Genomic DNA, 19359 nt, shown 5'->3' with positions numbered 1-19359 from the left:
TGCTGTTCACCGGAGGCTGAGCGCCGATGGTCGAAGCCGGCCGCCCCGCCCGTACGGCGCCGCCGTCGCGCGGCATTGTTTCCCAGTCATCGAGCGGCTAACCCTGGGTGGCGCCCGAGGCGGGCGCCCGCTTCCCAAGGAACTGAGACTCGGCCCGCGAGCCGAGAAGAGGACGATCCACATGCCGAGTCAGGGCCTGGTTTCCGCCGCGCGCCGCGCTGTTCGCGAGGCCGCGTTCCTCCTGGCAGCCTGCCTCGTCCTCGCCGCGCCGGCACGGGCCGCACCGGAGGCAGCCCCGTTCGCCGACAACGCCGACTCGGTCGCGGTGGTGATCGGCAACCGCAGCTACAAGCAGACGGTGCCGGTCGATTTCGCCCATAACGACGCCGAGGCGATCCGCGCCTACCTCGTCGAGCGCCTGGGCTACCGCGAGAGCAACGTCTTCCTCCTGAAGGACGCGACCCTCAACGAGTTCAACCAAGTCTTCGGCACCGAGCGCAACCCGCAATCGGGCCGGCTCTGGCGCAGCGTGCGCGAGGGCCGCTCCAACGTCTTCGTCTACTATTCCGGCCACGGCGTGCCGGATCTGGCGAGCAAGCAGCCCTTCCTGCTGCCGGAGGACGGCAACCCGAACCAGGGCGAGAGCGGCTATGCCCTGGAGACCCTCTACCGCAACCTCGACCTCGTGAAGCGCAAGATCGGGCCGGAACGCCAGCTCGTGGTGATGGTCGATGCCTGCTTCACCGGCGAGACCGGCCGCAAGGGCGAGAGCCTTCTCGCCGTCTCCGCCCCCGGCTTCGCGCCGGCCCGGCCGAAGGCGGAGAGCGGGATCGTGCGCCTCGTCGCCACCTCCGGCGCTTCACCCGCGAACTGGGACGAGCCGAACCGGCTCGGGCTTCTGACCAGCCGCTTCCTGATGGGCGTCTCGGGGCTCGCCGGTGCCCAGGGCGCGGAGGGGACCGGCGACGGGCTGATCCGCTGGCCGGAGCTGAAGAGCTACCTGCGCCGCGAGGTCGAGGAGGCGGCGCGGCGCGCCTCGGGCCGCGAGCAGGTGCCGGAGATCGACGACGCACCGATCGTGCTGAAGGCCTCGCTCCCCGTCGCGGCGGTGGCCGGCGGCGTCGCCGCGATCCGCGATGAGGCGGCGTGGCGCCGCGCCGAGACGCTAGGCACCCGCGAGGCGTTCGAGGCCTATGTCGGCACCTGCGGCGAGACCTGCGCCTACCGCTCCCAGGCGATGGACCGCCTGCTCGCCGGCCGCACGCGCGACGCGGCAGCGATCGACCAGGAGAACTGGGCGAAGTTCGGCGCAGCGCGGCAGTATCAAGCCTATCTCGATTCCTGCGGCGACGTCTGCGCCTATCGCGGTCTCGCGGAGGGCTATCTCGGCGGCACCAATCCGAGCACCGACCCACGGGTGAAGCGCTGCGACGAACTCGCCGCCGGCACCGACGATCCCGATCGGCCGAAGGGCGTGCCGGGGGTGAAGCTCGGGCGGATCGAGGCGTCCGCGGCCATCGAGGCCTGCCGCGCGGCATCGGCGGCCTACCCGCAGCTGCGCCGCCTCGCCTACCAGCTCGGCCGCGCCTACGACCGGGCCGATCGCTCCAAGGAGGCGTTCTCGGCCTACGACCGGGCGGCCAAGGCCGGCAGCGTCGCGGCGATGAACAACCTCGCCACGCTCTACGAGAACGGCCAGGGGGTGAAGCGCGGGCAGGCCGAGGCGTTCCGGCTCTACCGGCAGGCCGGCGAGGCCGGCAACGTCGTCGCGCTCGCCAACGCCGCCCGGATGCTCGAATACGGCAACGGCATCCCGCGGGACGAGGCGGGGGCGGTGGCGCTCTACAAGCGCGCGGTCGAGGGCGGCGACGTGCCCTCGATCTCGAAGCTGGTGCCGCATTACGCCACCGGCGCCCACGGCTTTCCGAAGGACCTGCGCCAGGGCTTCGACCTGTTCCGCCGGGCGGCGGACAAGGGCGATCCGGTGGCGATGGCGACGATGGCGACGCTGATCGACAACGGCTTCGGCCGCTACTTCCCCGGAATGCGCTCCGCCGACATGGTGCTGCGGGCGCTCAAGCGGGGCGAACTCGGCGCGGCTTCCGTCTCGGCCACCGACACGGCCGCGCAGAAGCTGAAGCCGGAGACGATCCGCACCGTCCAGCGCGCGGTCAAGGAGGCGGATTACTATTCCGGCGCCCTCGACGGCCGCTTCAACCCGGTCTTCGTCCGCGCCCTCGACCAGTACGCCCGGGCGAACGAGGCGGAATGAGACGCCTCATCCTCGCGGCTCTCCTCCTTCTTCCCGCGGCCGCCCGCGCCGATCCGACCACCGCGACCCTCGCTCCCTTCCTCGACGCGGTGGCGGCCTGCGCCGGACGGCCCGACCTGACGCTCGCCGTGATCGGCGTCGAGCCGGGCCAGACGGCGCTCTCGCGCGAGCAGGCGGAGGAGGTGCGCCTCGCCGTCGAGAGCCGGCTCCAGGCGACCGGCCGCGTGCGGCTCGCGGCGTCCGCCGACGTGGTGCGGATCAAGGCCCTGCGCGAGGGGACCACCGGCCTGTCGGGGGCGGAGGCCGAGGCGCAGATCCGCGCGGCCTTTTCGGGCGATGCCAGCGTGTTCCTGGTCGAGCCGCGCCGGGCCGGCGAGACCGCGGCCCTGCGGCTCCAGGCGATCACCCGCACCGCCGCCTGCAAGGCGACGAGCGAACCCCTGACCGTGCCGATCCGCGTCGGGGCGGCCGTCGCCGACCTCGACGCGGTGATGGAGGGCGCCGTGAAAGCCTTCGCCGCGGCCGCACCGAACGCGAAGGCCGTCGAGGTCTGCCCGTTCGTGGCCGAGGGCGGGCACTCGACCTGCGCCGGCGCGCTCACCGACCGTCTCCTCGTCGCCCTCGACGCCGAGGCGCGCTCGGCCAACCGCATCCTGAAGGGCGCGCGCCTCGACGTGCGCCGCAGCCCGCCGGGTACCGCCTGCACCGGCCCGGTCACGGCGCGGGGCCGTTTCCTCACCGATCAGAACCGGCAATCCTGGATGGAGCTCGAATTCCAGCGCGACGGTGCCGTGCTCGCCCCGACGGGACGGCGGCGCATCGGCGTCGAGGGGCTCGGCTGCGATCCGACCCCGCGGCCCTTCCTCGACCATCTCGCGGCCACCGCCCGCACCGATGCGGGGCGACTGACGGTGGCGGCCACCGCCACCCCGTTCGCGGCCGGGCAGCGGCTGGAAACGCGCATCGAGTCGCGGGCACGGCAGAACCTCTATTGCTGGGTGGTCGCCCCCGACGAGACGGCCTTCGTCGCTCTCCCCGTGCGCGAGAACGCCGCCTCGCTCGAAGCCCTGAAACCCGGCGAGGCGCGGCGCTACCCGCGCGGATACGGCCTCGACGAGATCGTCGCGGGCGAACCCTTCGAGAACCTGTTCGCCTGTTTCGGGGTCGAGGGCGGCCTGCCGCCAGACCTCGCCGAGCGCTGGCTCGCGGCGGCGCCGGGCAAGGATGGGGAGGCGCGGCTGCTGCAGCCGTCCGACATGCTCGATCTCCTGGAAAAGATCCGGGCGACGCCCGGCGTGACCGAGGCGACCGCGCGGATCGTGGTGCGCTGACGCTCCACCGGACGGGGGACGAACGACAACCGGCAAGGAGAGGGTATGGAGCCCTGGCTCGAACCATCCTCGGCGCCGCCCGGCGCCGGCCCGCGGCCGGCGACACGCTCGGTCCCGATCGGGCTTTGCCCGGCCCATGAAGCGGGCGCACCGCGCTCGGGCGCGGCGCGGGAGGGTGACGGATGGCCGGGCACGGGATAACCATACGGCGTATCGAGGAATCGCAAGGGGTTGCGCGGCGCCCCGGCACCGGGAGGCGCATGACCGGCGGATACGACGAGCGTTGCGCGGCCGATCTCGCCAATGTGTGCGAGGGCCGCGATCTCTCCCGCGCCGATGGCGCCTGGCTCGCCCGCGTGGTGACGGGTGCGGTGCGTCCGAACCGCGACAAGCCGCTCTGGGACCTCGCCCACGCCCTCGCTGCCCTGGCCCAGGCGACACAGGCCCGACAGGGGCGCGACCTCGTCACCCTTGCGCTCGATCCCGGTCTCGCGACGGCTGCGGCGGTGGAGGCGCGCTTCGCCGGGAGCGCGGCCACCGACCCCCGCGGCGCCGTGCTCGGCGAGGAATGGCGCACGAGCTGGGCCGGCCTCGCGCGCTGTCTCGCCCTGGCCGAGTTCGTCCTGACGGCGGAGGATCTGGCGCAGTTCGCCGCCGTCACCGGCTGGCTCGACGATCTCGCCGCCGCGCCGGACGCGGAGGGCGCCGCCTTCCTCGCCAAGCGCCTCGCCCGGCATCTGACCGCCTACCGCGCCGCCCACCTGCCGCTGGCGCCGCTGGAGCGGCGTTTCCGGGCGATCCTCGGCTTCCTCGACGGGCGCCGCAGCTTCACCGACGACGACATCCTCGCCTTCTGGCGCACCGAGATGCGCGCGGGCGAACGGCCGGGCTTCCGCACGGTGGCGGAGCATTTCGTGACCTTCGAGGCCGCCGCCGCGCTCCTCAACGGCCTGACGGAACTGGCCGCGCCCGCCTCCCTGGACGCGCATGCGGGCTGGGAGGACCGGCTCGACGCGGCACTCGGCGACCTCGCCGCCTGCGAGCCGGCCGAGGCCCTGGCCGGCTTGCTCGCCGACTGGCCGGACGGACCCAAGATTCTGACCGGCGCCGAGCGCGAGGATCTGGCCGATTTCCTGCGCCTCGAACCGTTCCACCGCACCCGCCCGCTGACGACGCTGCGCGCCGCGAGCTTCGGGCGGGTCCAATCGGGCATCGCCAACCGTCTGCGCCGGGGTGGGGGCGGCGCCGACATCGCCGAGCGGGCGACCTGCGCCGAGGCCGAGAGCTACGTCGCGCTTCAGGCGCATGCCGGTGCGCTCGCGGCCCATCTCGCCCGGATGCTGCGCATCGCCGCCGCGCTGCGCATCACCGAGCGCGACGGACTCGACCCCGAGGCGCGGGCCGCGCTGGAGGCGGCGGAGACGGATCTGCGCCGGGTGCGCCGGGCCGGCTTCGACGACCATGCCGCCCTCGCCGCGGGCTTCGAATCCGCGCAGACCGCGCTCCTGCGCCTCGCGGACGAGGCCGAAAGGCTGGAACGGGCGCTGGCGGCTCTCGCCCGGCAGCGCCCGCTCGACGCCACCTTCACGGCAGACCGCGCGCTCTTCGCCGAAGCCTTCGCGGCGGCCTACGCGGCGGAGGCGGCGGCATGAGCGACGAGCCCCGCCTTCTCGCCGAGATCCACGCGGCCCGCGCCCTGATGCGGGCGCAGGCCCTCGGCGCCGCCTCCGGGCATACCGCCCGGCCAAGCACCCGGCCAAGCAACCGACCAAGTCACGCCGCCCTCTGGGCCCATGCCGACCGGGAGCCGGGCCGCCCGGTCGATCTCGCGGTGGTCCGCGCGATCCGCACGGATCCCGAGACCGCGCGGCGCTATCGCACCCTGCTCGGCGCCCAGGCCCTCGCCCACGCGCCGCTGGCCGCAGCGGCCTCGGACGGCGCGATCACTCGGCGCCGGGTCGGCCCGTTCGATCTGGAAATCCTGGAAGGCGCGCCGCCGCTCCTGATCCTGCGCGGGCCGGACGCGTCGATGCCGCGGCGGATCGAGGCTTGGCTCGGCGACGAGGCGGTGCGGCTCGATCTCGGGCCGCCGGCCGACGGGGCGATCCTGCTCGCCCTCGACCCGTCCGTGCCGGAGGCCGACCAGCTCGGCCGGATGCTGCGCGATCCGGCCTGCGCGGTGTTCCTGCTGTGAGACGCGGACCCGCGCCGCACCGGATCGTCTCGCACCCGGGCTCGGCATGACAGGGCTGTCGGTCCTCGTCGTGATCCCGACCACGCGAGGGCCGCTGCGCCTGCGCGCCCTGAACCCACGCCCCGGCCTGCCGGCTCCGGCCGCCTTCGCCGACGGCGATTACCGTCCCCTTCCCTGGTCGGCCGACTATGCCCGGCTCTGCGCCCCGGGCGGCCCCCTCGCCCGGCTCGACGGCCCACGGACGCCGCACGAGCTGCGCCTTTCGGGCTCCTTCGATGCCGGCCGCTCCTGGGAGGCGCCGGTCTGCCTCGCCCACGGCCTCGCCGCGCGGGGCCATCGCCTCGCCGCGGAGCCGGCGCAGGCCGACCTCATCCTATGGGCGACCGGCGCGGTCGATCTCGATCTCGCGGTGCTGCCCGGCGATTACGCGCTGCTCGACAAGATCGAACGCAGCCGCGCCCTCCTCGCCGAGGCGCCGGACGTGCCGCTCGCGGTGCTGCTGCCGGAGGGGCCGGAACGGGCGTCGGCCGAGGCCGCCTTCCGCGCCTTCGAGCGAGCCGCGGCCCCGCGCGTCCTGCCGTCCGGGAACATCCCGGAGGCTCTGGAGGCGCTGACGCGGCCGACCGAGGCGATCCGGCGAGATCCCCCTCGCGAGCCAATGCGGCGTTTGTGGCGCCTCGCCCTGCCAGCGGGCGCCGTCGCGGCGGCCGGGCTTGTCGCCCTCGTGACACTCGGTGCCCGACAGACCGCCTTGGTCGATCCGGACGTGCCACCGGCCACCGGCACCGCCTCGGCCGAACCTGCCCCCACGGCGTCCCCCTCCCCGCCCGCGGCCGAGGCGTCGCTCGCGCTCCGCGTCGAGGAATTGCGGGCGCCGCCCGGTTCGTCCTGCCGCCGCGTGGCCTTCGGCGCCGATCCGCCCGAGCGCCGTCCCGTCGCGCGGGACGACGGCGACCGCCTTGCGCCGAGCCGCCTCGTCCCCGAACTGTGCGGCCTCGCCTTCGCGACAGCACCGGGCCTGCGCCTCGCGATCGGGCCGGAGCTGCGCGCGGCCGCCCTGCCGCCGGTGCGGCTCGCGGACGGGGCGCAGGGCTACTTCCTGCGCGAGGGCGGCCGGCAGAACCTCGTCTACGCGGTCCAAGCCTTGCCGGAAGCGAAAGCTTCGCCGGAAGCCGGGGCGCAGGCGCCCGGCGGACGGCTCGTTCACGCTCTGATGCGCTGATGGGCTTGGAATCCGCGCCCTGTGATTTTTGACCCAGCCACACGGGCCGGGCATACGACCCTGACGGAGAGGAGGGAGAGGATGACCCCGATTCGCCGGAGACGACGGCCCGCCCCGGCCGGCGCCTGCCTGCTGCTCGCCGCGTTCCATGCCCTTTGCGCCGCCGATCCCGCGCGGGCCCAGAGCGTCGGCTTCGACCCGGCCGATTACGGCCGGGCGCAGCTTCCCTCGCGCCAGACGACCGGCGACGCGGCGGCCTATGTCGATCAGAACAAGGGCGCGTTCGAGCCGATCAGCGAACTCGACCCGAAGGACGGGCTCGCGGCGCTCGCCCGGCCGATCGGCCGCGTCGACATCGTTCTGAGGAACACCCGCACCGGCCAGCAGGTCGGCGCCTCCTGCACCGGAGCGCTGCTGCCCGGCGACTACGTGCTGACCAACCACCATTGCCTGCCGCAAGCGGGCGACATGACCCCGGTCAAGGCGTCGATCCTGATGGATTACCTGACGCTCGACGGGAAAGGCTCGCGCCGCTTCGAGATCGACCCGAAGCCGGTCGAGTACGATGCCCGCCTCGACTACGCGCTCGCCCGCGTCGCCGGGGCTCCGGGCACGACCTACGGCACCGTCCGCCTCTCGGGCGAGGCGGTGGCGGGCAATCGGTCGATGCTGGTGATCCACCATCCCCTCGGGCGGCCCAAGGTGATGAGCCGGTTCCGCTGCTTCGCGATGAAGGATCAGGCCGAGGGGCCGGACCTGCGCCACCGCTGCGACACGCTGGGCGGCTCCTCCGGCTCGCTGATGTTCGATGCCTCCGTGGCCGGCATCGCCCTGCACAAGGAAGGCGGCCTCGACCCGAAGGACCCGTCGAGCTTCAACAAGGCGACCCGCCTCTCGGCGATCCTCGGGCGCAGCCGCATCCTCTCCGAGATCGCCGCCAGCCAGGGCCGCCCGGTCGCCGCGGCGGCCGACACGCCGCCCCCGGCGGGCGCAGGGCCGAGGACCGGCGCGGCGCCCGCTGCGAGGCCGGCAGCCGGCCCGCCCGCGGACGGCCCCCTCGATCCCGCGAGCATGAACGCGATCCTGCGCGGGCGTTGAGCCGGGCGGTTGTGCTTTGATTGCACGTCCCTACGATGATGGCACATCCATCGGCTGAGCGGAGTCCCGCCTGTGGCGTCGATCACCATCCGCAACGTTCCCGAAGAGGTGCACCGTGCCCTGCGCGTCCGGGCGACGCAGCATGGGCGCAGCACCGAGGCCGAGATCCGCGCCATCCTGGAACAGGCGACCAAGCCGGCGGGCCGATTGCAGCTCGGCTCCCTGCTCGCCTCCATCGCCCGCGAGGCCGGCGGCCTGACCGAGACGGAAGCGGACGCCTTCGACCGGCTTCGCGACACGTCGCCCGCCGAACCGCTCCGATTCGAATGATCGTCCTCGACACGAACGTCATCTCAGAGCTGTGGCGGGTCGCCCCCGACGCGCGCGCTGTGGCCTGGGTCGATGCGCAGGCGATCGAAACGCTTTACCTCACAGCGATCACCGTTGCGGAACTCCGCTTCGGCACGGCGACGATGCCGCCGGGCAGGCGACGGGACATCTTTCGGGATCGGCTGGAGAACACGGTGCTGCCGGCCTTCACCGGCCGCGTGCTGCCCTTCGATCTCGATGCCTCACGCCTCTACGCCGACCTCATGGCGCGGGCGCGCGCCGCGGGCAGGGCCATCGGCATGGCAGACGGCTTGATCGCGGCCGCCGCAGCCGTCCGGGGCTTTTCCGTGGCGACCCGTGACACCGGCCCGTTCGAGGCCGCCGGGGTCGGCGTCGTCAATCCGTGGCAGGCCGGCATCTAGACACGAGCTGGATCGGCGAAGGCGCCGCGATTTTTTTCGAGAGCAGGCGGCGAAATCCGCTCTGCCGGGACCAGGGATGAGTGGGACGGGGCCGCAGCAAGGCCCGTGAGGCGGAGACGGATGCCATGGGGGCCATCGAACGGAGCACGCCCGCGCGCGGCGCACGAACGGTCACCGGCGCGGCGACGGGGCGGCTTTCGCGTCTGGCGCCGATGCTGGCGATGGGCGCGGTCCTCGCCCTCGCGCCCGCCCGCGCCAACCCGCTGACCGAGGTGCCGGGCACCCGCCCGCCCGCCGCCGGAGGGGAGGCCGGAACAGAGGCGCCGCCGCCCCGCGACGAGGCCGCCGAGCGGGTCGAGGCCGGCGCGGTGAATCCCTCGGCCAACGCGATCATCCGCTCGCTCGCTCCCTTCGCCGACGGCAATCCCGGCCGCCCCGCCGCGCCGGTCGCGGTCTCGCCCGGCGACGGCGGCCCGAGCCTGCGGGTCGATCCCGCCCGCTCGGTCGATCTCACCGTGTTCTTCGCCTACGACAGCGCCCGCCTGACGCCGGAGGCGCGCATCCAGCTCGAACCGCTGGGGCAGGCGCTGCAATCGCGCGAACTGGCCGGCCACGGCTTTCTCATCGCCGGGCACACCGATGCCGCGGGCGGACTCGGCTACAACCGCCGCCTGTCGCTCGCCCGCGCCCGCGCGGTGAGGGCCCATCTCGCCGAGACCTACCGCATCGACCCGCATCGCCTGCGCATCCACGGCTGGGGGCCGGGACGGCCGAAGGATCCGGCCCAACCCTTCGCGCGGATCAACCGGCGGGTCGAGGTGAGCCTGATCGCGCCCGCACCGCGCGGGGCGCTGCGCTTCATCATGCCCGCCGCCGCGGAGGGCTGCGCGCTCGACGATCCCCGCCGCCACCGCCCGCTCGATCTCGACGATTTCGGCGCGACGCCGACGCCTTCGACACAGTCCTGCACCGAGTGACGCTCTGACCACGACATCACCGCCGGCACCCGGCCCGACAGACAGGATGACCCCGATGCTGCGTGACCCGATCCGAACCCTCGCCGCCCTCGCCCTCCTCGGCAGCGCCCTCCTCGGTCTTTCCGCGCAGGCGCAGGCTCAGACCCGGCCCAACCTCGTCGTGATGGGCGAGGATGCCGACGAGGATTCCGTGCCTCGCGGCAACCGCATCTTCCAGCGGGTCATCGCCGAACTCTCCGAGACGATGAACCTGCGCGGCTACAACGTCTACGACGAGACGGCGGTGGCGATGGGGATCACCCAGGCCAACCGGGTCCGCCGCCGCGACGCGGAGCTGATCGAGGTCGCCCGCGCGGTCCAGAACCCGCCCCTCGACGTGGTGGCGGTGTTCCAGGTCTACGCCTCGGCCTCGAAGTCGGCCTATTCCGACATCGTGCGGCCGGAAGTGCGCATCCCCGGCCGGCTCCTCAACGTGCGCACCGGGCAATCGCTCGGCGCCTTCGAGGTGGCGGGGCTGCAGCTTCCGCCCCTGCCGCAGGGCTGCGACCGGGAATGCCTGCTCGAACGGGTCGGCGCCGAGGCCAAAAGCATCGCCGCCGACGTCGCCACCGCGCTCACGGCCAAGCTCGACGGCGTGATCGCGCCCCGCCGCGCCGCCGAGGCGGGCGCGCCCCTGAACACGCTCCCGCCTGCTCTGCCTGGCGCCGAGCCCCCGCCGGCCGCGGCGGCCGCGGGCGAATCCTGCGGTGGCCTGCCCACGGCCTATGTCGTGCGCCTCACTGGGTTCTCGCCGCAGGAGGTGCAGGCGGCGGAGGAGTACATGGCCGCCTTCCGTTGCTACGAGCACCACCGCCCGGTGCGCTCGGGCGGGGCCACCGCCGAGTACTGGTACGAGACCCGCTCCGATTCGGCGCGGCTCGGCCGCAACCTGCGCCTGATGCTGGAGCACATGAGCGCGCCGGGGCAGGTCCAGTTCTCCGGCAACACCTTCGTGATCAGCCGCGTCGCCACCCGCTGATCCCGCTGCCGGCCTCCTCCGGAATAACCTTCCCCAATTGCCTGCACCCCGCCTTCGAGAGCACGACCATGACCGATCGCACCCCGCGGCGCGGCCTTCTCGCCCGTCTCGTTCCGAAAAGCTGGGCTCTGAGCGGCCTGATGGCCGGACTGATAGCCTTTTCGGTCCCGGCCCGCGCGGCCGAGCCGGTCTTCCCGCCCGCCGGATCGCTCGGCCTCGCGCCGCCGCCCGGCATGATTCCGTCTTCGAGCTTCGCGGGCTTCGAGCATCGCACCGGCGCCTCGATCATCCTCGTGGAGATGCCGCCGGAAGCCTGGAACCAGATCAACGGGAAGTTCACCCCCGAGGCCCTGGCGCCGTCCGGCTTCCGGGTGAACGGCGGCCCCGAGCCGCTGACGGTGGCGGGCGGCAAGGGCTTCGTTCTGCGCGGCCGCCAGAGCGCCAACGGGCTCACCTATGCGAAGTGGGTGGCGGTGGTGCGCGGCGACGCCGGCACCGGCCTCGTCACCGTGCAGGTGCCCGAGAAGGCGGCCCGGCAGGTGCCGGCACCCGCCGTCGAGGCGGCCCTGCGCACCATCGCCTTCCGGCCCAAGGCGAGCCTGACCGAGCAGGTCGCGGCCCTGCCCTACACGGTGGGCGACATGGCCGGCTTCCGGCCGATGGGGGTGTTTGCCGGCAACGGCCTGATCCTGACCGAGGGTCCGAAGGACGTCGACCCCGAGCGCGAGCAGCCGTTGGTGGTCGTCACGCCCTCCCTCGGCCAGGTGCCGGTGCCGGAGGGCGCGGAGCTCGCCTATGCCCGCCGGCTCTTCACCACGCAGAAGGACCTGCGGGACGTCGCCATCACCGACGAGGAGCGCAGCAGCCGGGGCGAGGCCGTCGTGGTGCGCCTGCGCGGCACCGGGACCGACACCAGGAACGGCCGCGCCCTCGGCATGACCCAGACGACGGTGTTCGATCGCGGGCGCTACCTGCGGGTGATCGGCGTCGCCGATGCCGGTCGGGCCGATGCGCTGGCCCGCGCCGAGCGCGTCGCCGCCTCGGTGGCAATGCGCTGAGCCTTTCAGTGCCGGCAGGCCCCGTCCCGCCAAGCCCCGCCCGCGTCGAGGCAGGCATCCTGGGCGAGCACGTCGCGCAGCCGCCAACCGGCCGTCGCGAGACCACGGGCCATCGGGCCCAGACCGGCCGGATCCCGGCGGATGCCGTGGCGGCGCGTCCGGGTCGCACGCGTCACCCTGCAATCGGCGGCGGAGGCACACCATGGATGGGCGAAAGCCGTACCGGACAAAGCGGCGGCGATGGAGCCGGCCCATGATGCTCGCCGCGACCGTCGTCGTCTGGATGCCGGCCCTGCTGTTCGCCCTCGGTTTCGCGCTGGCCCATTTCACCGGCTGCCGGGTGGACGAGGCGAGCGCGCATCCCTGCCTCGTCGCCGGCATCGACATCGGCGGGCTGCTCTACACGCTTCTGATGATGGGCTGGCTGGTGGTCCTGCTGCTGCCGTTCATGCTGCTGACGCTCGTGATCTGGCTCGGCATCGGCCTGCGGGCGCTCATCGGCGCGTGGCTGCCGTGATGCGGATGGGGCGACGCCCGCGCTGCGCGAGGGACTTGAGCGTGATGGGTCCGAGATCCTCGATGCCGCGCCTTGCCCGGCTCCTCGCGGTCCTCGCCGTGCTTCCCTTCGGCGGCGCCCGCGCCGAGGGCATCGGCGTCGCCGCCGAGCGCGCCTTCCCCGCGGCGGGCGCCTGCTACGGACGCCGCTACGACGCGGACCATCTCGCCCGCCACCCGGGGCAGGTGGTGAGTTCGATCCATCTCTCCGGCTCGTCCCGCAGCCTGATCGAGCGGCGTCCGCAGGCCGACCGGATCGACCCGGAACTCGACCTGACGCTCCGCATCGCGTTCGCAGACGGCGGAAGGGCCGAGGGCGAGATCGGCTGCGCCGAGACCGGCGGACGCATCCGCCGCTGCGGGCGCGGCGCGAGCTGCGCGGGCAGCTTCGCCGTCGATCTCCTGCCCGACGGCCGGCTGAGGCTCGTCAACGACGACGCGGATTCGCGGCTCGCCCAGCCGGTGGTCTCTGCGCCCGGCTTCAGCCCGGACGCGACGTGCCGGGCAAGCGGCCGCTTCGTGCCGCCGGATGCGCAGAACCGCGTCTTCCTCCTCACCCGCCTTCCTCTCTCCGCCTGCGGACCGGAGCGCCGAGACTGATCATGCGCCCTGCCCCCACCCTGCCCGACCCAGCGCCGCCACGGCTGCCGAAACCCCGATCCGGGACGCGGGTCTGCCTCGTCGGTGTCCTTCTGCTCCTGACGCTGCCCGCCGGCGCGCAGGTTGCCGGGACAGGCGTCCTCGGAGAGGTCCGACAGCGGCAGGCGCAGGCGGACGGGCCTGGGATCGACGCACGGTCGCCGAGCGAGACCGCCGCGCCCGCGCGGGAATCGGAGCGCAGCGAACCGGATCGGCGCCTGCCCTTCGTCACCACCCCCGACCTGCGCCGGGCGACGGTGGAGCGGCACCTGCGAAGCCTGCGGACGACCAACCCGATCGCGGCGGCCGAGGCGGGCCGGGAACTCGCGACATACGATTACGATGCGATCGTCCGCGGTTTCCTCGACGGCACCGGGCTCGATCCGGCGGATGCCGGCGACGTGCTCACCGCCTTCGTCGCCCTGCAATGGATGGTGGCCAACGACGCGACCGCCGAGCCGAGCCCGGCCGCGCTTCGGGCGATCCGCCGCCGCTTCGTGCTGCCGATGGCGGACAAGCCGCCGCTGTCGCAGCCCGCGAGCCGCGCCGCCTTCGCCGAGCAGGTCAAGCTGCGGATGGTGCTCCACCACGCCGGCTGGAAGGCGGCGCGGCAGCTCGGCGTGCTGCCGCGCTTCCTCGCCACCCTCTCGAACGAGTTCATCCCCGCCGCCAAGCTTCAGGCGCTGGCGCTGACCGAGGCGGGGCTGGTTCCAAAGGGGCCGGCGGGCGCTCGCCCGTCGCAGCCCTCCTCGCCGGACGCGCCTCCGCCCGCCGCTGCCCGGCCGGCGCAGCCGCCCGCCCCCGTCCCCGGGCCGGACGCCTCGACTCCACCGCGCCACGCCGCCAATTGGGACGCGGTGGAGGGTGTGTATTTCCGCTCGACCACCGGCGTCGGCGTCGGCGGCATGGTGACGATCGATTTCGAGCCGCTGATCGTCTTCACCGACGGCACCTATTACGAGATTGACGACACGGCACTCGAGGATGTCGATCTCGCCGCCGAGCGGAGCGCGAAGCCCCGCCGCTTCGGCCGCTGGACCCGCAAGGGGCGGGGCTTCGTGCTGACGGGCATGGACGGCAAGGCGGCCGACTACGCCCTGGGCGACGGCAGCTTCTTCCGGGCCTTCCCGGCCGGCGCCGAGGAGCGCGTGGCGCGCTCCTACCGGCGCCTGTCGGGCGGCGGCAACAGCGCCATGGGCGGCGACGTCGCGGTCGCCGTCGAGAGCCGCTACGACTTCAAGGCGGACGGACGCTACGGGCGGGGCGGCTCGGTCGGGGCGCTCAATTCCGGGGCGAGCACCGGCGTCGGCACCGCGATCGGCCGACGCCGCGCGCCGGAGGGCGGGCAGTACCGGCTCGACCGCCACACCCTGACGCTGACCGGCGCGGACGGTCGCAGCCGGCGCCTGTTCTTCGCCTACGGCGCGCAGAAGGATCCGCCCGAGATCGACCACGACATGATCTTCGTCGGCGACAGCGTCTTCAGTTCGGACGACTGAGCTCGCCCTCGATGGGGCGGGCGCCGCTTGCGCCGTCCGGCCGGATCGGAGAAGGACGGCCGCTCCGATCTCTCAGTCCGACCCGCCCTGCCACCACGACCGAGGCCCGATCCCGTGAAGAGCGTGAACCTGCTGATCGCCGAGGAACTCGGCGTGCGCGAGGGACAGGTGGCCGCGGCCGTGGACCTGCTCGACGGCGGCTACACCGTCCCCTTCATCGCCCGCTACCGCAAGGAGGCGACGGGTTCGCTCGACGACGCGCAGCTCCGCAGCCTGGAGGAGCGGTTGGGCTATCTGCGCGAGCTGCGCGACCGGCGCGCCAGCATCACCGAGAGCATCCGCGCCCAGGGCAAGCTGACGCCGGAACTCGCCGCCGCCATCGCGAGCGCCGACACCAAGGCGCGGCTGGAGGACATCTACCTGCCGTTCCGGCCCAAACGCCGCAGCAAGGCGCAGACCGCGCGCGAAGCGGGCCTCGCCCCGCTCGCCGAGACGCTGCTGGCGCGGCCGGAGACGGTGCCGGAGCGGGCGGCCCAGGGCTTCGTCGACCCGGCCAAGGGCATCGAGACCGCGGAGGCGGCCCTGGACGGCGCCCGGGCGATCCTGATCGAGCGGTTTGCCGAGGATGCCGACCTGATCGGCCGCCTGCGCGAGGATGTCTGGCGCGGCGGCGAGGCCGTGTCGAAGCTGCGCAAGGGCAAGGAGGCGGCGGGCCAGAAGTTCTCCGACTATTTCGACTGGCGCGAGCGCCTGGAGCGCATGCCCTCGCACCGGGTGCTGGCCCTGTTCCGCGGCGAGAAGGAGGAGGTGCTCGACCTCGCCTTGACCGTCGAGGGGGAGGATTCCCCGGCCGGCATGCCGGGGCCGTTCGAACTCGCGATCTGCCGCCGGTTCGGCGTCGCCGCCCGGGGCCGGCCGGCGGATGCGTGGCTGCTCGACACCGTCCGCATCGCGTGGCGCACCAAGATCCGCACCGGCATCAAGGCGGATCTGCGCGCGCGCCTGTTCGAGCGGGCCGAGGAGGCGGCGGTGAAGGTGTTCGCCGGCAACCTCAAGGATCTGCTCCTCGCCGCCCCCGCGGGCGGTCGCGCGACCCTCGGGCTCGATCCCGGCTACCGCAACGGCGTGAAGGCGGCGGTGGTGGACCGCACCGGCAAGGTGGTGGCGGTCGAGACCACCTACCCGCACGAGCCGCAACGGCGCTGGAAGGAGGCGGTGGCCTCCCTGTCCCGGCTCTGCCGCCAGCACGGCGTCGAGCTGATCGCCGTCGGCAACGGCACCGCCTCGCGCGAGACCGACCGACTCGCCGCGGAGATCCTCGCCGCCAACCCGGATCTGAAGACGGCCAAGGTCATGGTGTCGGAGGCGGGTGCCTCGGTCTACTCGGCCTCGGCCATCGCCACCCGCGAGTTGCCGGACCTCGACGTGTCGCATCGCGGGGCCGTCTCCATCGCCCGGCGCCTACAGGACCCGCTGGCGGAACTCGTGAAGATCGACCCGAAATCCATCGGCGTCGGCCAATACCAGCACGACGTGACCGAGCAGAAGCTGTCGCGCTCCCTCGAAGCGGTGGTCGAGGACGCGGTGAACGCCGTGGGCGTCGACGTGAACACCGCCTCCGCTCCGCTGCTGGCGCAGGTCTCGGGCCTCGGCGCATCGGTGGCCGACAAGATCGTCGCCCACCGCGACGCCAACGGCCCGTTCCGCACCCGCGCCGGATTGAAGAAGGTGCCGGGCCTCGGGGCGAAGACCTTCGAGCTGGCGGCGGGCTTCCTGCGCATCCCCGACGGCGCGGACCCGCTCGACCGCTCCGGCGTCCATCCGGAGGCCTATCCGGTGGTGCGGCGCATCCTGGAGGCGACGAAGAGCGACATCCGCGTGCTGATCGGCAATACCGCGGCCCTGCGCTCGCTCTCGCCGGCCGCCTTCGCCGACGAGCGCTTCGGCGTGCCGACCGTGCGCGACATCATCGCCGAGCTGGAGAAGCCGGGCCGCGACCCGCGCCCGGCCTTCAAGACGGCGAGCTTCCAGGAGGGCGTCGAGACCCTCGGCGACCTCAAGCCCGGCATGCAGCTGGAGGGCGTCGTCACCAACGTCGCGGCCTTCGGCGCCTTCGTCGATATCGGCGTGCACCAGGACGGGCTCGTCCACATCTCGGCCATGGCCCGCAAGCGGATCGCCTCGCCCTCCGAGGTGGTGAAGACCGGCGACGTGGTGCGCGTGCTGGTGCTGGCCGTCGATGTGCCGAGAAAGCGCATCTCGCTCTCGATGCGGCTCGACGACCCGATCGATGGGACTCCGGCATCGGCGCCGCGCGGAGGTGGCGGCCGCTCCGAGATGCGGCTGCCGCGCCCCGCGCCCGCTCCCCCACCGCAGGACGGCGCCCTCGCCGACGCGCTCCGGCGTGCCGGCGTCGCTTCGCCCAAACGCTCCTGACCGGCAGGCGAAGTTCCCTTCGGCGAGCCGGAAACCCGGTTGTCGGCAGCGGCGTCGTCCCCAGATTCGCCGCTTTTTCCGGCTTTTTGCCCGGCGCAAGATGCCGGTGCTCCGGCTCGCCCCCGCGCCGGGTTCAACGGCGACGCGGCGGGTGTCGGGCAGAGTTCCGATGCCGCGGGGCCGGCCCGCACCGTTCGCCGACGGAGCCCATCGAACCGTGATCCGCTTCGAGAACGTCACCAAGGTCTATTCCACCTATGGGCGGCGGCGCACCATCCTCGACCGGGTGAACTTCACCCTGAAGCCCGGCATCAGCTACGGCATCATGGGGATCAACGGCGCCGGCAAATCGACCACGATGAAGCTCATCGCCGGGGTCGAGGAGCCGACCCGCGGCCGCATCTCCCGGGGCCTTCGGGTCTCCTGGCCCCTGGGCTTCGCCGGCGGCTTCAACGCGAAGATGACGGGCCGGGACAACGTCATCTTCGTCGCCCGGATCTACGGGGAGGATCCGCGGCGCGTGCTCGAATTCGTCGAGGATTTCTCCGAACTCGGCAGCTACCTGAACATGCCGGTCAACACCTATTCCTCGGGCATGGGCTCGCGGCTCGCCTTCGGGATGAGCATGGCCATTCCCTTCGACACCTACCTCATCGACGAGACGCTCTCGGTGGGCGATGCGCGCTTCCAGAAGCGATGCGCCGAGGTGTTCAACAGGCGGCGCGAGACCGCGGACGTGATCCTGATCTCCCACAGCATGGAACAGATCCGCGAGTATTGCAGCCAGGCGCTGATCCTGATCAACGGACAGGCGGTGGTCTACGACGACGTCGACGAGGCGATCACGGCCTACCGGCGCCTGAACAGCTGAGGGGCTGCGCCGCCCCGCCGCGCGGGTGTCGGCCGGCTTTGTCGAGGCTCGGACACGCTTTCGCCGCGAGGGCGGGCCAGAGACGCTGGCGTGCGGTCCGCCCTGGATTCGCCGTGGCCCCCGGGCCCCGGCCCCATGACGCGGCGCAGCGGACGGCCCGAGGCGTGCGAGCACGGAAACCATGAGCACCGAGATCAGCAGCCCGAGCGGCGCGCCGCTGAGCACCGCCGACCGCTCGACCGCCGTGGCGGAATCGCTCAAGCGCTTCGCCCGCATCGCGCGCCAGTCGGACCACAAGAAGGGCATCCGCGCCTACCAGACGCATATCCGGCGCGATCCCTGGATTCCCGTCCTCTTCCTGCTGCTGTTCCTCCTGCCGACCCTGGCGACCGCCGGCTATTTCTACCTGATCGCCTCGGACCGCTTCATCACCGAGGCGCGCTTCGCCCTGCGCCCGGCGCTCGGCAACGTCGACAAGGTGCAGAGCGAGGACACGGGCAACAACAGCTCCCTGGCCAAGCAGATGGTGGCCCAGGACACGCTGATCACGACGGGCTACATCGGCAGCCGCCAGATGATTGAGACCATGGAACGGCAGATGCCGCTCCGGGAGATGTTCTCGCGCGACAGCATCGATTTCTTCTCGCGCATGAGTGCCGACGAGCCGATCGAGCTGTTCATGCGCTACTGGCACAAGCGCGTGTCGACCACGGTCGATGCGAACGGCGGCATCGTCAGCCTCAAGGTCGCGGCCTTCGATCCGGAGGAATCCTACAGGCTCGCCCGCGCGCTCCTGGACGAGAGCGAGCGCATGGTCAACGAACTCAGCCTGAAGGCGCGCAACGCCGCCCTGGCCGAGAGCACCCGCGAGCTCAAGAACGCGGAGAAGCGCCTGGTCACGGTGCAGCATGCCATGCGCGACCTGCGCAACCGCTCCGGCGTGCTGGATGCGCAGATCACCAGCAAGAACAACCTCTCGGTCATCGCGGAATTGCGCAAGAAGCGCATCGACCTCTCGGTTCAGCTCAACCAGAGCCTGCGCGACCTCGCGCCCGAGCGGCGGCAGATCCAGGACCTGAAGGCGCAGATCCAGGATCTCGACGACAACATCGAGAAGATCGAACGGCAGATGACGAGCACCGATCCGGAGCAGCGGCGCCTGCTCTCGGAGGCGGTGACGGAGTTCGAGGGGCTGGAGAACGAGCGCAAGAACGCGCTGCTCTATTACAACAAGGTGCTGGCGGCGAACGAACAGGCGCGCATCGTCGCCAACCGTCAGATCGAGTTCTTCACGCCCGTGGTCGACCCGGTGGTGCCCGTCTCGGCGATCGAGCCGCGCCGCCACCTGATCACCAGCATCGTCGCGCTGGTGGCGATGGCGCTGTTCGGCTTCAGCGTCGTGATCCGGAAGTATCTCTACAGCTGACGCTCCCGGCA

The 19359-nt window shown here is 72.7% G+C and carries 18 protein-coding genes; 17 read left to right on the top strand and 1 reads right to left on the bottom strand.

The window, feature by feature from the left end:
• Positions 1 to 181 precede the first annotated feature (181 nt).
• From HNR51_RS23220 to HNR51_RS23170, 11 genes are all read left to right on the top strand, one after another.
• Positions 182 to 2272 (top strand): caspase family protein, encoded by a 2091-nt coding sequence (locus HNR51_RS23220; protein ID WP_182556505.1) that lies wholly within the window; start codon positions 182 to 184, stop codon positions 2270 to 2272.
• A complete protein-coding gene (locus HNR51_RS23215) occupies positions 2269 to 3603 on the top strand; it encodes a hypothetical protein (RefSeq protein WP_182556504.1) in 1335 nt (444 codons plus the stop codon). The genes HNR51_RS23220 and HNR51_RS23215 overlap by 4 nt, the downstream gene beginning before the upstream one ends.
• Positions 3604 to 3863: 260 nt before the next feature.
• A complete protein-coding gene (locus HNR51_RS23210) occupies positions 3864 to 5255 on the top strand; it encodes a hypothetical protein (RefSeq protein WP_182556503.1) in 1392 nt (463 codons plus the stop codon).
• Positions 5252 to 5797, top strand: a complete 546-nt coding sequence (locus HNR51_RS23205) for a hypothetical protein (protein ID WP_182556502.1) — start codon at positions 5252 to 5254, stop codon at positions 5795 to 5797. The genes HNR51_RS23210 and HNR51_RS23205 overlap by 4 nt, the downstream gene beginning before the upstream one ends.
• A gap of 46 nt (positions 5798 to 5843) precedes the next feature.
• Positions 5844 to 7019 (top strand): hypothetical protein, encoded by a 1176-nt coding sequence (locus tag HNR51_RS23200; RefSeq protein WP_182556501.1) that lies wholly within the window; start codon positions 5844 to 5846, stop codon positions 7017 to 7019.
• An 81-nt stretch (positions 7020 to 7100) separates the two neighbouring features.
• Positions 7101 to 8117, top strand: a complete 1017-nt coding sequence (locus HNR51_RS23195) for a trypsin-like serine peptidase (RefSeq protein ID WP_182556500.1) — start codon at positions 7101 to 7103, stop codon at positions 8115 to 8117.
• 72 nt (positions 8118 to 8189) lie between these two features.
• Positions 8190 to 8447, top strand: coding sequence for a FitA-like ribbon-helix-helix domain-containing protein (locus tag HNR51_RS23190; RefSeq protein ID WP_012452661.1), 258 nt, complete (start codon positions 8190 to 8192; stop codon positions 8445 to 8447).
• On the top strand, positions 8444 to 8869 hold the full coding sequence (locus HNR51_RS23185; protein WP_182556499.1) for a type II toxin-antitoxin system VapC family toxin: 426 nt from the start codon (positions 8444 to 8446) through the stop codon (positions 8867 to 8869). The genes HNR51_RS23190 and HNR51_RS23185 overlap by 4 nt, the downstream gene beginning before the upstream one ends.
• Positions 8870 to 8994: 125 nt before the next feature.
• Positions 8995 to 9846 carry an OmpA family protein gene (locus tag HNR51_RS23180; protein ID WP_182556498.1) on the top strand — a complete coding sequence of 284 codons (852 nt, stop codon included), beginning with the start codon at positions 8995 to 8997 and terminating at the stop codon, positions 9844 to 9846.
• 55 nt (positions 9847 to 9901) lie between these two features.
• Positions 9902 to 10864 carry a hypothetical protein gene (locus tag HNR51_RS23175; RefSeq protein ID WP_239681657.1) on the top strand — a complete coding sequence of 321 codons (963 nt, stop codon included), beginning with the start codon at positions 9902 to 9904 and terminating at the stop codon, positions 10862 to 10864.
• A 68-nt stretch (positions 10865 to 10932) separates the two neighbouring features.
• Positions 10933 to 11922: a hypothetical protein gene (locus HNR51_RS23170; protein WP_182556496.1), complete on the top strand. Its 990-nt coding sequence runs from the start codon at positions 10933 to 10935 to the stop codon at positions 11920 to 11922.
• Positions 11923 to 11927: 5 nt separating this feature from the next.
• On the opposite strand, the gene HNR51_RS23165 is transcribed toward HNR51_RS23170, so the two are convergent.
• Complete coding sequence (locus HNR51_RS23165; protein WP_165608584.1) at positions 11928 to 12098, bottom strand: hypothetical protein; 171 nt, start codon at positions 12096 to 12098, stop codon at positions 11928 to 11930.
• Positions 12099 to 12175: 77 nt separating this feature from the next.
• Between HNR51_RS23165 and HNR51_RS23160 the strand changes: the two genes are divergently transcribed.
• The 6 genes from HNR51_RS23160 (at position 12176) to HNR51_RS23135 (ending at position 19348) form a co-directional block, all read left to right on the top strand.
• Complete coding sequence (locus tag HNR51_RS23160; RefSeq protein ID WP_182556495.1) at positions 12176 to 12439, top strand: hypothetical protein; 264 nt, start codon at positions 12176 to 12178, stop codon at positions 12437 to 12439.
• Between the two features lie 62 nt (positions 12440 to 12501).
• Positions 12502 to 13077, top strand: coding sequence for a hypothetical protein (locus HNR51_RS23155; protein WP_182556494.1), 576 nt, complete (start codon positions 12502 to 12504; stop codon positions 13075 to 13077).
• 2 nt (positions 13078 to 13079) lie between these two features.
• Entirely contained in the window at positions 13080 to 14615 is a 1536-nt protein-coding gene (locus tag HNR51_RS23150) for a hypothetical protein (RefSeq protein WP_182556493.1), read from the top strand.
• Positions 14616 to 14729: 114 nt separating this feature from the next.
• Complete coding sequence (locus tag HNR51_RS23145; protein ID WP_182556492.1) at positions 14730 to 17051, top strand: Tex family protein; 2322 nt, start codon at positions 14730 to 14732, stop codon at positions 17049 to 17051.
• A gap of 217 nt (positions 17052 to 17268) precedes the next feature.
• Positions 17269 to 17922, top strand: a complete 654-nt coding sequence (locus HNR51_RS23140) for an ABC transporter ATP-binding protein (protein WP_041371040.1) — start codon at positions 17269 to 17271, stop codon at positions 17920 to 17922.
• A gap of 181 nt (positions 17923 to 18103) precedes the next feature.
• Positions 18104 to 19348, top strand: a complete 1245-nt coding sequence (locus HNR51_RS23135; RefSeq protein ID WP_012452671.1) for a KpsE/RkpR family capsule polysaccharide export protein — start codon at positions 18104 to 18106, stop codon at positions 19346 to 19348.
• The last annotated feature ends 11 nt before the right edge of the window (positions 19349 to 19359 follow it).

The sequence above is a fragment of the Methylorubrum thiocyanatum genome, assembly GCA_014138645.1.
In the GTDB taxonomy this organism is placed as follows: domain Bacteria; phylum Pseudomonadota; class Alphaproteobacteria; order Rhizobiales; family Beijerinckiaceae; genus Methylobacterium; species Methylobacterium thiocyanatum.
This window is presented reverse-complemented; position numbering and strand designations above follow the sequence as displayed.